Origin of the sequence: Stomatohabitans albus (assembly GCF_036336025.1) — a bacterium.
Taxonomy (GTDB): Bacteria; Actinomycetota; Nitriliruptoria; order Euzebyales; family Euzebyaceae; genus Stomatohabitans; species Stomatohabitans albus.
On record NZ_JAYKKE010000001.1, the window covers coordinates 777,862 to 790,859 of the forward strand.

Sequence of the window (12,998 nt, forward strand, 5' to 3'; positions counted from 1 at the left end):
CACTCGTAACACGAACTGCGGTGAATGTGATGTGGAGCGGGTGAGGGGAATCGAACCCCCGTATCCAGCTTGGGAAGCTGGTGTTCTACCATTGAACTACACCCGCAGGGGTGGAACATTCTATGAGGTATGGGGCATTTCAGCCACTAGCTCTTCTAACCGATTGAGGGTGCCTACAAGGCCTTGGCGGTTCTTGGTGGGTGCCCCAATGAGGGCGAAGAGAGGCGCGTAGGCCCGTCTAAGGGGAATCCACTCGCCCGTGACCAAGGTTTGGCGTGGGCGGAGCGGCTTAAAGCTCCACCGCCATAGTGCGGGCGCGAGGCTTTTCCACGCCACCTCTTTGCCTGGCCGAGATTGCACACAAAAGAGGTTCATCACATAGGTAAAGGGGCCATAGCGCATGTGCACACTAAACGTGTCTCCTGCTTGGAGACGCTGTGGACCGTACGTAGTGCCAGGAATAAGGTCAGCCAGCCCATGGCCATCAAGGTCAGGGTGGCGATGTGGGTTGGCAAAGAGCGCCCAGAGGTCATCTGCTGAGGCATGGATGACCCGCTGAACCCTGATTGGCTTCACCGTTAATGATGAGCGTAACGACATGATCCCATCCTAAAACTCTTCGAGCGGTGGTGGTGGCGGGGTTGCGTACCCCGATGTGGCCACCGATGCTGTTGGCGTGGTGGGTGGTGGCGGAGTGTTATAGCCATTGGCGCTCTGAGGGGGTGGGCCTTGTTGAGCTTGGCGAGCCAAGTTAGCAAACCGAGAGAAATGGCCCTGAAAGGACAGGTTAATAGTTGCTAGCTGGCCGGCACGATGCTTGGCGACGATCAGTTCTGCCTCACCTTTGTGCTGAGAATCTTGTTTATAGACCTCATCACGATAGATAAACATCACAATGTCAGCGTCTTGTTCGATGGCGCCTGATTCGCGCAAATCACTCAACAGTGGGCGTTTATTCTCGCGTTCTTCCGGTTTGCGAGACAGCTGTGACAAGGCAATAACAGGAACTTCTAGTTCTTTAGCCAGGACTTTCAACCCACGAGAAAACTCCGCAACCTCTTGCACACGACCATCGGTCGCTTTGTGGCTTTCCATCAGTTGGAGGTAGTCAACAATGACCATGCCTAACCCATCCGTCTTCGCGTGAAGACGACGGCACTTGGCCCGAATCTCCATCACATTGATACCGGGTGTATCGTCAATAAAAAGCGGTGCAGCGGCAAAAATACCCAATGACCGACTGATTTTTGTCCAGTCTTGCTCTTCGAGGGTTCGTGGATCACGGAGCCGATCATTGTGAACGCCAGATTGGGCGGCCAAGAGGCGCATCATAATTTCTCTATCGCCCATTTCGAGGCTAAACATGGCCACTGGTTTCTTTTCATTGATCGCTACATATTGGGCCATATTGGTCACGAGCGTTGATTTACCCATCGCAGGGCGAGCCGCAACAACGATAAGTTGACCAGGTTGGAACCCAGCAGTGAGCCGGTCCAGGTCATAGAACCCACTCTTGATACCCGTCACCCCGCTCTCTTGTTGGGACAAATGCTCAAGGGTGTCAGCTGCATCGGCGCATAATGTGTTCATGACAGCAAAATCACTGCGCTGTTCTTTATTTGCTAATGCAAAGACCAGGGATTCAGCCTCATCAACGGCTTCATTCCCACGCAAGCGCTCATTAAAGCCAATCTCAGTGATTTTGCCACCCACATCAATGAGTCTGCGCTTGGCTGCAGCGTCGGCAATGAGACGTGCGTAGTACTCAGCGTTCGCACTCGTTGCAACTTCGTTGCTGAGATTGAATACGGCGAGGTCACCACCAACCCCATTGAGGTCGTTAGTTCGTTTGAGGGTCTGAATCACAGAGATGGGGTCGATCGGCTCGCCGTCGCTATTAAGGCTCAAGATCGCTTCGTAGATTTTGCGATTTGAACCACGGAAAAAGTCATCAGGACGAATAATCGGGAGTACATCATTCAAGACATGCTCATTGAGCATGATGGCGCCCAGCAGGCTATTTTCTGCTTCGATGGCCGCAGGAGGACTGCGAAAGGAGCTCGGTTCTTCGCTGTACCCAAAGTCATTATTCATGGACGGTCTTCCTTAACACGTGTGGCCATCACCGAATCGTATCGGCGATGGCCACACGTGTACGAGTATGGAACTCGGTATGTACTTAAGCGTCTTCGCCTTCAGCCGGTTCGCCTTCAGCTGGCTCACCTTCGGCAGCCGCTTCAGCCTCTGCTGCTTGTTCGGCCTCAGCCTGTTCAGCGTCCTTGGCAGCTTGGTCAGCTTCCGCTTTCTTCGCAGCAAGGCGTTCTTGTTCGGCCTTGTGTGCGGCCAATTCGTTAGCGTCCACTTCACCTTCAATAACCAAGGTGATGGTTGCATGCACGTCACGGTGCAAGCGAACCGGTACTTCGTGCTCGCCGGTTGTTTTAATCGGACGGTCGGTACCGATCGTCTTGTAATTGACGATAATGCCGTGCTGCTTCTCAATCAGTTCAGCGATATTGCGCTTACCGACGGAGCCGTACAAGGTGCCATCCACACCGGCTTTAACGCTGGTTGTTAAAGGTGAACCCTCAAGGGTGGCCTTCTGGGTTTCAGCCGTGGCAATGTTGCCAGCTTCACGACGCGCACGTGAGCGAGCCATGAGTTGAGCATCCTTGAGTGCACCGCCGGTAGCCAAAATAGCTAAACCTTTGGGTAATAAGTAGTTGTTCGCATAACCGCGACGGACATCTACAACATCGCCAGCATCGCCAAGGTTAGGAACGTCTGCTTTCAAAATAATCTGCATGAGTTCCTCCTATCGGGTGGAGTAGGGCAGCAATGCCATCTCACGGGCATTTTTGATGGCCTGGGCCACCAGCTTTTGCTGCTGTGGGTTGATACCGGTTACGCGAGACGAACGAATCTTGCCACGATCAGAGATGAAGCGGCTTAACAGCTCAGTGTCCTTGTAATCGATGTACGTAATGTCGTTCTTGCGGAAGAAGTCGTCCTTGCGCTTTACAGGGCGCTGGGGCGCTTGCCTCGGGGCGGGTCGTGCCATGAATAGTCCTTTGAATAAAAGAGAAATCTGTGGTTCCGCTAATCCCTAGGGATTAGAAGGGGATGTCATCACTGGGTTGCTCAACGGGAGCTGGGGCCTGCGCGGGCTGGGGGGCGTTACCAAAACTTGCATCGCCATATCCACCGCCGCTACGGCCGCCACTATTTCGACTTACCTGTACTTGGGCCCAGCGAAGGCTTGGTGCGATCTCATCAATCTGGATGTCGACTGCTTGGCGTTGGTTCCCGTCACGATCGTTATATGAACGCTTCACCAGTCGGCCTATCATGATGACCCGATCGCCCTTCTTCAGGCTGGCGGCAACATTGGCGGCATGGTCGCGCCATACGGTGCCATCAAAGAATCCATCAAGTTGGTCTTCCCACTCATTAGTAGCGGAATTCCGAACACGACGATTCACGGCGACCGCGACACTTGTTACCGGAGTGCCATCGTTGGTGTATCGAATTTGTGGGTCGTTAGCTAAATTGCCGATAACGGTGATCTGATTTTCGACTGCCATTGCGGTTCTCCAATCGGGCCGTTATACGGCCCAGTCCTAGAGGTTTTTGGTACGGGTCTGCGGGCGAACGACTTTGTGCCGAACGATGTCGTCGCTGATCCGCAGCTGCCGATCCAATTCGTTGAGCCCGTCAGCGTCAATCTCAAAATCAACAACGGTGTAATACCCGTGTGTCTTGTGATTAATTTCGTAAGCGAATTCGCGCTTACCCCAGTGGTCGACATTGGAAACCGTGCCACCGAGTTGTGTAATCAAATCGGAGAAACGCTTGACATTCGTATCGACGGTGGTGTCATCAAGCTCACCGTGCTGGATAAACATTAATTCATAATGGCGCATAAGCCATCCTTTGGTCTTGGCGGCCCTAGGGATCCTTGCCGCCCCCAGGGCAGGACGGGCAAACCACTGTAGCGCGATTGGCGCCACCGCAACCAGCTTTTCTTGGCTAATGCGCAGTCAGTTACTACGCGGTGGGCGGTGTGATTAGAAATGGGCATAGGACAGCGGCTACAAACGATGGGATCGGTCCACCTAACGATAGGGGCTGAGGGCAGGTTCCGTAAGGTGTTTTCTTCGTTCTGTGGACAACATTGCGCTATCCACACAGGTTATGTCATTGTATGGATGGACAGGATGAGAACCGTGTAAGACGAGGAATCTCATGGACGTATCAGATGCCCAAGAAGCACTCCGATGGGCACAAGGGAAACGTACCCTTATTCAAGCCATTGGTGAATGGTCGGCTCTCGGTGCGCGGGTCTCTGTCCGCATGTCTGGGGGAACGCTTGTTGGATTTATAGCCGAGTGGGGCGAGGATTGGGTCTGTTTAACCACGTCATCCAAACATATTTATATTCCCGAACGGGAGATTGAATTCGCTGAAGCTGAAATAGGTTCTAGTCGACCGGGACGATACCGGGATCAAACATGGATAGGTTGTATTCGCTCGCTAAATACGAGTGGTGGCCGAGTGGGGATTGCCTTACGTTCTGGTCAGTTGTTGTATGGGATTATTGCCGTTGTTGCCAAAGACCATATTCGACTTATTCAACAAGAAGGGGACGATGGCGCATTAGGGCCAATCGTCCCTGTGGTTGCAATTAGTTGCCTTTGGCAGCAGATTGCTTAGCTGCTCTACCCTCTGATTGTGGTTGAGCGCGAAGCCAATCAACAATTTCGTCTTTGAAGTAGCGAAAGTGGCTACCACCGGGGAGTTTATGGCTTGGGATCTTCCCTTCCCGTGATAGTTTGCGCACATAATCAAGGCTCATATGGAGCATTTCAGCAACCTGCTGAGCAGTCATAATGTCGGGGAAGTCTTGAAGTTGCCGCATCTCTTCAGTCATTACGAATTCTCCTTCGTTGTTTGGTTAGGGTAACACGTTGCGTGTAAAGAAGTGTTAATAAGTGTTAAACAGATAACAATTCTGCAAACACTTGTTTAGTTGCAGACATACCCAAGCGATTTGCTCCTGCTGCAATCATCTTGTTCACGTCATCCAAGGTCCGTACGCCTCCACTTGCCTTGACGCCGAGATGGGGGCCGACAACATCACGCATGCGTTGAACTGATGCTGCATCAGCTCCCCCAGAGCTATGAAAGCCTGTGGATGTTTTGACAAAATCTGCGCCTAAGTCAACGGATAGCTGTGCTGCTTTCGCCGTAAGGTCAAGACCTAGGGCGCGAGATTCCAAAATGACTTTCAAAACCTTTCCTTCACACGCCTCACGGACTGCTGAAATTGCATTCCTGGCACTATCCCAGTCACCACCTAGTACGGCACCAAACGGTAAAACCATGTCTACTTCATCAGCTCCGTCATCAATCGCTTGCGCTGTTTCGCTGATCAACCCACGAATATTCATCGCGCCTAGTGGGAATCCCACAACCGTACAGGTAAGCACAGGAGAGTCCACCAATGCATTTGCGACAACGGAGACCCACATTGAGTTCACGCAAACACTCTTTGTTGCCATATCAACAGCTTCTTGGCAAGTAGTTTCGATATCTGCGCGCGTTGCTTCGGGCTTTAACAACGTGTGGTCCACCATCGCGGCAAATTCACCAGGGGAGAGTGCCATATGTCCTCCAAAAACTCTTGAGCGGAAAATCACGCAGTGTATGTAGCGTCCGACTGTACGTGTCGGATTCGTTCTAGCCGCACCCTCCTTCGTACCTTCGGTCTAGGAAAAACTTAGGGAGGTCTGTGTGGAAGCTGGTACGCCTGGTGACATTATTCGCATTGCTTGTGTTCCAACCGAACGAGATTGGGCTGTAACAATTCAAGCATCTAGCTACCGCTGGCAAACCCTCACATTCGGGCCAGCAAGTCTAGACCTGAATGTCTTGGAGCAGGCAGAAGTTGTGCTCTTTGATCACACTGCCCCTCAAGCGGTGCTTGATGGGCTCGCATCGACCGGCGTTATTGGTATTCAAATGGTCGAACCTGGTGATCAGCTATTGTCAATGGCGTATTTTCATTTGCCCAGCACGATCGCCCCATCGGTGTTAAACGATCGGATTAGGGCGGCATATGAAAGCCAGCATCACCGTCGTCGAACAATCGGACTGATTGGTGCGGTTGGTGGTTGTGGCCTCACTGAAATGGCGGTCTCTATGGGGTGGCGGTGGGCCAGTAAACAATTGCCAACCTTGTTGGTTGATGCATCAACCACTCCTGGTGATATGGGGGTGCGCCTAGGGTTGGATGTACAAGCGGTTATGCCGCATTCGATTGCGCGGGTTGATCCGAAGTCATTGCTGTGGCTACACACCATGGGAGCTCAGGATCAGGACGTCGATGATGTTGCTCAGATGCTCCCAGACAGGTTGCTCCGTCGGATCATTATTGACATGGGAACGAGGCCACTTCCTGGGGTGATGGCCCGACTTGACGACCTGATCATTGTGACGAGGCCAACACCTGGAGGCCTACAGCGAAGTTTGTCGTGGGCACGGCAGTATCCCGGTGCCATCGTTGCGATCAACGGTGAAGCGCCTGGCCCAGGTGCTATTGCGATAACCATGTTGGCCCATGAATTGCCTGGGCAAGTGCATCGGTTGCCTGGCGTTTCTGATGCCTTGACAACGGCTTGGATAGGGCATGTGATTACTGATCCGGAGTGGAGTCGTGCAATAGAGAATCTGCTACCACCACTACCAAGTTTGATTTGGTCGGCAGCGTAATGTTTCTGTTGATATTACGGGGTATCTGAGATAGGTGGGGGAAAATCCATAAGTAAGTGTGAGCATTAAGTGCATTAGTAGATAAGGTAGGACGCATGAACATTGAGCGTCACACTATCAAATCCAAGGAAGCTATTCAGGCGGCTGTCTCGGATGCCACGCGGCGCGGCAACCCCGAAGTCCAGCCAGCACACCTGTTGCTTAGCCTGGTTGACCAACAAGAAGGCGTTGTGCCAACGGTTCTCGCCAAATTAGGCGTAGCCACCGACCAAGTTCGCCGCATAGCAAACGACGTTATTGACACCTATCCGGCAGTCCAAGGGGGATCTAACCCTAACCTTGGTCGTGCCTTTATTTCGGCTATTGAACTAGCTGAACAACTCGGACGTGACCGTGGCGATGAATATACGAGTTCAGAGATGGTCTTTTTGGCTATTGTCGAAGGTAAGGACCGGAGTGCAAAATTACTCGGTGAGGCGGGTGTAACAAGCGAAAACGTTCGTGCGGCCATTGATGCGATTCGTGGTAGCCGAACGGTCGACTCCTCTACCGCCGAATCAACCTATGAAGCCTTAGAAAAATACTCAGTTGACCTCACCGCCATTGCCGCTGAAGGCAAATTAGATCCCGTCATTGGACGTGATGAAGAAATCCGTCGCGTCATTCAGGTGCTCAGCCGACGGACAAAGAATAATCCAGTCCTTATTGGGGAACCTGGTGTCGGTAAGTCAGCCATTGTTGAAGGGCTGGCCCAACGTATTGTTGCCGGTGACGTTCCTGAGGGGCTTAAACATAAGCGGCTAGTAAGCCTGGATTTGGCCGCGATGGTCGCTGGGGCAAAATATCGTGGTGAGTTTGAAGAACGGCTGAAGTCTGTTCTTGAGGACATTGAATCCTCAGAGGGTGAGATCATCAGTTTTATCGATGAGATTCACACAATCGTGGGTGCCGGTAAGGGCGAAGGCAGCATGGATGCCGGCAATATGCTCAAGCCGCTACTGGCTCGTGGTCGTCTTCGTATGATCGGTGCGACAACAACAAGTGAATACCGTGAGATTGAGAAGGACAAAGCACTCGAACGTCGGTTTGCGCCAGTTACGGTTCCCGAACCGACCATCCCAGAAGCAATCGCCATTTTGCGCGGGTTGAAGGAACGGTATCAGGTACACCACGGGGTACGGATTACCGACGATGCCATTATTGCGGCGGTTCGTTTATCTGATCGCTACCTCACCGATCGGTTATTGCCGGATAAGGCCATTGATTTAATTGATGAGGCTACAAGTCGGCTGCGTATTGAGATTGATTCCCTTCCCTCAGAAATCGACACGTTGATGCGTCGATTGCGGCAATTAGATATCGAGTCTGCCGCCCTAGAGGGTGATCAAACTGCTGACGACCGCCGAGCTGAGATTGAAACTGAACGTGCCAGCCTTGAGGACGAACTCGCACCGTTACAGGACCGTTGGGAACAAGAAAAGCTTGGCATTGAACGCCAGCGTGGATTGATGGAAGCCCTTGAGGGTGCGCGCGAGGAACTTGAACGCGCCAAGCGCGATGGTGACTTCGCGAAGGCCGGTGAACTCGAATACGGGCGTATTCCCGAACTTGAACGCGATGTGGCCTCGGCCAAGGACGAGCTTCAATCCTTACAGGGTGAAGGGGCGTTACTTCGTGAAGAAGTTCGTGCAGATGACATCGCTGAAACCATCAGTCGATGGACAGGTATCCCAGCAAGCCGAATGTTAGAGAGTGAACGTGAACGGCTATTGCACTTAGAAGCGTTGCTTGGTGAACGTGTCATTGGTCAGCCAGACGCTGTGCAGGCGGTGTCAGATGCGGTTCGTCGTTCACGGGCTGGGCTGAGTGACCCAAATCGGCCGCAAGGGTCCTTCCTCTTCTTGGGGCCAACTGGTGTAGGGAAAACAGAGTTAGCCCGCGCACTCGCTGAGTTCCTCTTTGACGATGAACGAGCGATGGTGCGCCTTGACATGGGTGAGTTTGGCGAAAAGCATGCGGTTTCGCGCCTCTTTGGGGCACCTCCTGGTTATGTGGGCTACGAAGAGGGCGGTCAGTTGACTGAACCGGTTCGCCGTCGTCCCTACACGGTTGTGCTGTTGGACGAAGTTGAGAAAGCCCACCCCGAGGTCTTTAATGCGCTCTTGCAGGTGCTTGATGATGGGCGCTTAACGGATGGGCAAGGCAGGACCGTTGATTTCAGAAATACGGTTGTCATTATGACTTCGAACTTGGGTAGCCAGTTGATTCTGGATGCTGAAGATCCGCAGACAATCCGTGACCAGGTGATGGGGCAAGTCGGCACACATTTCCGTCCGGAGTTCATTAATCGGCTCGATGAGATCCTTATCTTTAATCGTCTCGGCCGTGACTCCATCCGTGAAATTGTGGATGTGCAGGTCAAACGTATCGCGATGCGATTTGCGGATTTAGATATGTTCCTCGAAGTAAATGATGATGCACGTACTTGGTTAGCTGAACGTGGGTATGACCCAGCATTTGGTGCCCGCCCGTTGAAGCGAGTCCTCCGTAAAGAACTCGAAGATCGTGCTGCCAAACTTTTGCTTGGTGGCCAGGCACAGCCAGGGTCCACCATTCATGTTGGGGTGCGCAATGGTGAGCTATTTGTTTCTGTTGGTGAGGTGAGTGAGGACTACCAGGCACCGGATGAAGATGTCGTTGATGGTGAGGTTATTGACGAGATCTAGGGACGTGTAGCGATTGGCCGGGTGAGGGGTATCCCCCACCCGGCCACATTGTATTGACTATGGGTGTATGTATAAATGTACGTATGCCTAATAAGACCATTTACATTGCTGATGCCGACCTTCCGATTGCTGATCGCGCCGCTGAACTTGCTGGTGGACTCAGCCCTGCTGTTATTGAAGCCCTCCGTTTATATGTTGAAACTGCCGAGCGTCGACAGGAAGGCTTTGAAGAAATACGAGTCGATACACGTGTTGAAGGCAAGCCTTCGGCAAAGGTATTTAGTGGGCGCCACTTGGCTCGTGTCATCGAAAGCTATGACGGACATAGCCTGCGATGGACCACCTACATCACACCGAAAGACCGTATTGTGGTCGTTGCTCGAGATGAACCCGACATTGTTGGTGTTGCCAAGGGTGCAGTTGAACATACCGCCGATAACGTGACACGGTTGGCTCGTGATGTTGAGACGGGTTTGCGTGCCACCTTTGAAGGGCAAACGGATGTAGCCAAAGAACATTGGCGCGTGAGTGCTGCCAAGTGGGTGGGGCGTGGTTGGGATGATGCCACCTCGCTTATCGACCCACGTACCTGGGATGCGCAACGGTGGCGTGCCTCAGAAAATATGCACATCTTTGATTCTGTCGGGGAATTACGAGATGCGGTCATGGCTCGACGTGAGTTCGCAGTGGGGAGTGAGAGCCGCTACATTCCGATGCGCCTCATCGATGCAACCCAAGATGCCTTAGGTGAAGAGCATATTGAGATTATGGATATTTGATTATCGTCTGCCTGGTAACGGCCTGGGTGGTGGGTGAATGATAACGGCTTGTCTCAATCGACAGGCCGTTATTCTATGGTCAGAATATGTAGGTTGGAATAGATTGTATTGAGTTGGATAACATTGGTTCTGGGAGGGTTCTCGGGTCGGAACAGGATGTACCGCGGCGCCTATCAACGTGACTATTGCAACGTTTTCGTCTACGTTTTGCCTACAACTCAATCTCCTGAAAGGGCACGCTATGGCAGCTTTGGACCCCACATCAACCTCCGCTTGGAATAGCCTTGATGATCTTGCGCATAAGGTCGGTGATACCTCGCTGCGAGACCTCTTTGCTGAAGATACCCAACGGGCGGAGAAACTAACCGTTTCTGCTGGGGATTTAACCGTCGACTTCTCCAAGAACAGAGTGACCGATGCGGTTCTAGATGCCCTGATCAAACTGGCTGAAGAAACAGGCGTCCAGAAGAAAATCGATGCCATGTTCGCCGGGGAACATATCAACAACACGGAAGATCGTGCGGTTGGGCACGTGGCGTTGCGGATGGCCAACGAGCAGTCGTTTGTTGTTGACGGTGAAAATATGGTGCCAGCTATCCATGCCGTCATGGAACGGGCACGAGCATTTGCCGAACAAGTTCGCTCTGGCACCTGGAAAGGCCACACCGGAAAAGCCATTACTGATGTGGTCAATATCGGAATCGGGGGGTCAGACCTGGGGCCGGCGATGGCCTACCGTGCATTGGCACCTTTCCACGATGGTCCGAGGGTGCACTTCGTTTCCAATGTGGATGGTGCCGATTTGGGCCGGGTGGTTGCGAACTTAAATGCCGAGCAAACCCTCTTTATCGTTGCGTCAAAGAGCTTTACAACGATTGAGACACTTACTAATGCAGAGAGTGCTCGTGAATGGTTGTTGCGTGAACTTCAGGCTGATACTTCGGCTGTCGCCAAACATTTTGTTGCCCTGTCCACAAATGCCCAGGCAGTTGGAGAGTTTGGGATTGACACTGAGAATATGTTTGGGTTCTGGGATTGGGTTGGCGGTCGGTACAGCGTGCCTAGTGTGATCGGATTAAGCGTCATGCTTGGCGTCGGGCCAACTCACTTCACGGCGTTTCTTGATGGGTTTGCCAAGATTGATGACCATTTACGTACTGCACCAGCCCGCGATAATGCCCCACTCCTTATGGCGCTCATTGGGGTGTGGTACCGCAATTTCTTGGACTTCCCAGCTGTCGCCGTATTGCCCTACAACAATGATCTCGCTCGCTTTCCTGCGTATCTGCAACAACTGGATATGGAAAGCAACGGTAAACGGGTACGCACGGATGGGGTGCCGGTCACCTACGAAACTGGCCCTATCGTCTTTGGGGAACCTGGCACCAATGGGCAACATGCCTTCTACCAGCTCATTCACCAAGGTACGACCACTATTCCGTGTGAGTTTATTGGGTTCTTCAACGCGATAGACACCCTTGCGGAAGAACGGGCATGGGTACATAACGACCAACTTTTTGCCAATATGATCGCCCAAGCTGAAGCGCTTGCTTTTGGTGAAACCGCCGACGAAGTACGTGCCGCAGGTGTAGAAGAGGCGTTAGTTGAGGCCCGCACATTCCCTGGCAACACGCCCTCAACCCTGATTGTTGCTGATGCTTTAACGCCAAGTGTTTTGGGTCAGCTTATTGCCTTATATGAACACAAAGTGCTTATTCAAGGTGCCATTTGGCAGATCAATAGTTTTGACCAGTGGGGTGTCCAACTAGGGAAGGTGCTGGCTAAGGTCATTGAACCCGAATTAGCTGGTGGTGAAACCGGCACGCATGATGCAAGTACAACAGCGATGATTGCCGCCTATCGTGCTAAGCGAGGATAGCGGAAGGCACAACATCACCTGATACAACGAACGGGACCTACTAACAGGGTCTCGTTTTATAGGTCCAGCAATACGTGAGGGTTACGGCTTTGCACCCAATTTGGTCCATACAAACCAGCCAGCTCCAATACTGACCACTGCGATACCAATCCAAACCCAAAGTGGGATACCACTATCCGTTTGTACGGCGGGTGCCGCCGTCGGTGTGGGTTTAGGTGCGCCAGATGATTGAGCCAATTCAGCTGAATCGTCCGCAACAGCGGTCAATGTAAAGGCCTCAAGGTTCGCATCACGGGTTGTCCACACCACCCATTCGCCATCCAACTGACCATTGGTTTCTTGGACGCTACCAGGCACGTGTACCCGTAAGCGCAAATCGGCTTCACTGTTCACCACTTCATCGAAATTCGATGACTCCGCTCCCCACCCCAACTGACGTGGCGATGTGCTAAACGTGATTGTTTCACCTTGACGCTCATAGGATAACAACCCCCCGTTGAGCACATTCTCTATCGGCGTATTTGGTGCGATAAGGTGCTGGCCAACCCACTTGCCGTCAGCCCATTGTTCGAACCTCGCTTCAGGTCCAAAGCTACTCGCATCAACCTGCTGCTCCTGGGTTTTTGCATCAAGGTCTATCCCCTGTTTCGCGGCCCATTCGGTATCGGCTGCCGCAATCATGTCAATATCAATTTGACTGCCATCGGGGTGAACCGTCATATCGACATGCTGACGAACGCAGCCGGTGAGCACAAGAACGAAGAGCAAGGGAAGTAACCGTTGAAACATTGGGCCATAGTAAGGTAAAAGCAGCGTATGGGATGATTCGCCAAGTCATTCTGT

General features: G+C 52.4%; 14 protein-coding genes and 1 tRNA gene. 5 read left to right on the forward strand and 10 right to left on the reverse strand.

What is annotated here, in order from left to right:
• Positions 1 to 32: 32 nt before the first annotated feature.
• The 7 genes from VCU37_RS03420 to rpsF form a co-directional block, all read right to left on the reverse strand.
• Positions 33 to 106: transfer RNA gene (locus tag VCU37_RS03420), tRNA-Gly, on the reverse strand.
• A gap of 14 nt (positions 107 to 120) precedes the next feature.
• Positions 121 to 600: an SRPBCC family protein gene (locus VCU37_RS03425; protein ID WP_336249227.1), complete on the reverse strand. Its 480-nt coding sequence runs from the start codon at positions 598 to 600 to the stop codon at positions 121 to 123.
• Positions 601 to 609: 9 nt separating this feature from the next.
• The gene (gene dnaB, locus VCU37_RS03430; protein ID WP_336249228.1) at positions 610 to 2,094 is read right to left on the reverse strand and encodes a replicative DNA helicase; all 1,485 of its coding nucleotides are present in this window, start codon (positions 2,092 to 2,094) and stop codon (positions 610 to 612) included.
• An 85-nt stretch (positions 2,095 to 2,179) separates the two neighbouring features.
• A complete protein-coding gene (rplI, locus tag VCU37_RS03435) occupies positions 2,180 to 2,806 on the reverse strand; it encodes a 50S ribosomal protein L9 (protein WP_336249229.1) in 627 nt (208 codons plus the stop codon).
• Between the two features lie 9 nt (positions 2,807 to 2,815).
• Positions 2,816 to 3,061, reverse strand: a complete 246-nt coding sequence (gene rpsR, locus VCU37_RS03440; protein WP_336249230.1) for a 30S ribosomal protein S18 — start codon at positions 3,059 to 3,061, stop codon at positions 2,816 to 2,818.
• A 52-nt stretch (positions 3,062 to 3,113) separates the two neighbouring features.
• A complete protein-coding gene (gene ssb, locus VCU37_RS03445) occupies positions 3,114 to 3,584 on the reverse strand; it encodes a single-stranded DNA-binding protein (protein ID WP_336249231.1) in 471 nt (156 codons plus the stop codon).
• 36 nt (positions 3,585 to 3,620) lie between these two features.
• Positions 3,621 to 3,923: a 30S ribosomal protein S6 gene (gene rpsF, locus VCU37_RS03450; protein ID WP_336249232.1), complete on the reverse strand. Its 303-nt coding sequence runs from the start codon at positions 3,921 to 3,923 to the stop codon at positions 3,621 to 3,623.
• A 322-nt stretch (positions 3,924 to 4,245) separates the two neighbouring features.
• On the opposite strand from rpsF, the gene VCU37_RS03455 reads away from it, so the two are divergent.
• Entirely contained in the window at positions 4,246 to 4,713 is a 468-nt protein-coding gene (locus tag VCU37_RS03455) for a hypothetical protein (RefSeq protein ID WP_336249233.1), read from the forward strand.
• Here the strand turns inward: VCU37_RS03455 and VCU37_RS03460 are convergent.
• Positions 4,685 to 4,930, reverse strand: coding sequence for a helix-turn-helix domain-containing protein (locus VCU37_RS03460; RefSeq protein WP_336249234.1), 246 nt, complete (start codon positions 4,928 to 4,930; stop codon positions 4,685 to 4,687). The genes VCU37_RS03455 and VCU37_RS03460 overlap by 29 nt on opposite strands.
• A 64-nt stretch (positions 4,931 to 4,994) precedes the next feature.
• Positions 4,995 to 5,666 carry a deoxyribose-phosphate aldolase gene (deoC, locus tag VCU37_RS03465; RefSeq protein ID WP_336249235.1) on the reverse strand — a complete coding sequence of 224 codons (672 nt, stop codon included), beginning with the start codon at positions 5,664 to 5,666 and terminating at the stop codon, positions 4,995 to 4,997.
• Between the two features lie 127 nt (positions 5,667 to 5,793).
• On the opposite strand from deoC, the gene VCU37_RS03470 reads away from it, so the two are divergent.
• From VCU37_RS03470 to pgi, 4 genes are all read left to right on the forward strand, one after another.
• A complete protein-coding gene (locus tag VCU37_RS03470; protein WP_336249236.1) occupies positions 5,794 to 6,771 on the forward strand; it encodes a CpaE/TadZ family protein in 978 nt (325 codons plus the stop codon).
• Between the two features lie 95 nt (positions 6,772 to 6,866).
• Positions 6,867 to 9,497 (forward strand): ATP-dependent chaperone ClpB, encoded by a 2,631-nt coding sequence (gene clpB / locus VCU37_RS03475; RefSeq protein ID WP_418896460.1) that lies wholly within the window; start codon positions 6,867 to 6,869, stop codon positions 9,495 to 9,497.
• 83 nt (positions 9,498 to 9,580) lie between these two features.
• Positions 9,581 to 10,276 carry a hypothetical protein gene (locus VCU37_RS03480; protein ID WP_336249237.1) on the forward strand — a complete coding sequence of 232 codons (696 nt, stop codon included), beginning with the start codon at positions 9,581 to 9,583 and terminating at the stop codon, positions 10,274 to 10,276.
• A 241-nt stretch (positions 10,277 to 10,517) separates the two neighbouring features.
• Entirely contained in the window at positions 10,518 to 12,155 is a 1,638-nt protein-coding gene (gene pgi / locus VCU37_RS03485) for a glucose-6-phosphate isomerase (RefSeq protein ID WP_336249238.1), read from the forward strand.
• 81 nt (positions 12,156 to 12,236) lie between these two features.
• On the opposite strand, the gene VCU37_RS03490 is transcribed toward pgi, so the two are convergent.
• Positions 12,237 to 12,944, reverse strand: coding sequence for an LppM family (lipo)protein (locus tag VCU37_RS03490; protein ID WP_336249239.1), 708 nt, complete (start codon positions 12,942 to 12,944; stop codon positions 12,237 to 12,239).
• Positions 12,945 to 12,998: the final 54 nt, after the last annotated feature.

What these genes read in the sequence shown, in the direction of transcription:
- VCU37_RS03480 (WP_336249237.1), top strand. Translation starts at nt 9,581, where the DNA reads ATGCCTAATAAGACCATTTACATTGCTGATGCCGACCTTCCGATTGCT.
- ssb (WP_336249231.1), bottom strand. Translation starts at nt 3,584, where the DNA reads ATGGCAGTCGAAAATCAGATCACCGTTATCGGCAATTTAGCTAACGAC.
- rpsR (WP_336249230.1), bottom strand. Translation starts at nt 3,061, where the DNA reads ATGGCACGACCCGCCCCGAGGCAAGCGCCCCAGCGCCCTGTAAAGCGC.
- VCU37_RS03460 (WP_336249234.1), bottom strand. Translation starts at nt 4,930, where the DNA reads ATGACTGAAGAGATGCGGCAACTTCAAGACTTCCCCGACATTATGACT.
- VCU37_RS03425 (WP_336249227.1), bottom strand. Translation starts at nt 600, where the DNA reads ATGTCGTTACGCTCATCATTAACGGTGAAGCCAATCAGGGTTCAGCGG.
- rpsF (WP_336249232.1), bottom strand. Translation starts at nt 3,923, where the DNA reads ATGCGCCATTATGAATTAATGTTTATCCAGCACGGTGAGCTTGATGAC.
- rplI (WP_336249229.1), bottom strand. Translation starts at nt 2,806, where the DNA reads ATGCAGATTATTTTGAAAGCAGACGTTCCTAACCTTGGCGATGCTGGC.
- VCU37_RS03490 (WP_336249239.1), bottom strand. Translation starts at nt 12,944, where the DNA reads ATGTTTCAACGGTTACTTCCCTTGCTCTTCGTTCTTGTGCTCACCGGC.
- dnaB (WP_336249228.1), bottom strand. Translation starts at nt 2,094, where the DNA reads ATGAATAATGACTTTGGGTACAGCGAAGAACCGAGCTCCTTTCGCAGT.
- pgi (WP_336249238.1), top strand. Translation starts at nt 10,518, where the DNA reads ATGGCAGCTTTGGACCCCACATCAACCTCCGCTTGGAATAGCCTTGAT.
- clpB (WP_418896460.1), top strand. Translation starts at nt 6,867, where the DNA reads ATGAACATTGAGCGTCACACTATCAAATCCAAGGAAGCTATTCAGGCG.
- deoC (WP_336249235.1), bottom strand. Translation starts at nt 5,666, where the DNA reads ATGGCACTCTCCCCTGGTGAATTTGCCGCGATGGTGGACCACACGTTG.
- VCU37_RS03455 (WP_336249233.1), top strand. Translation starts at nt 4,246, where the DNA reads ATGGACGTATCAGATGCCCAAGAAGCACTCCGATGGGCACAAGGGAAA.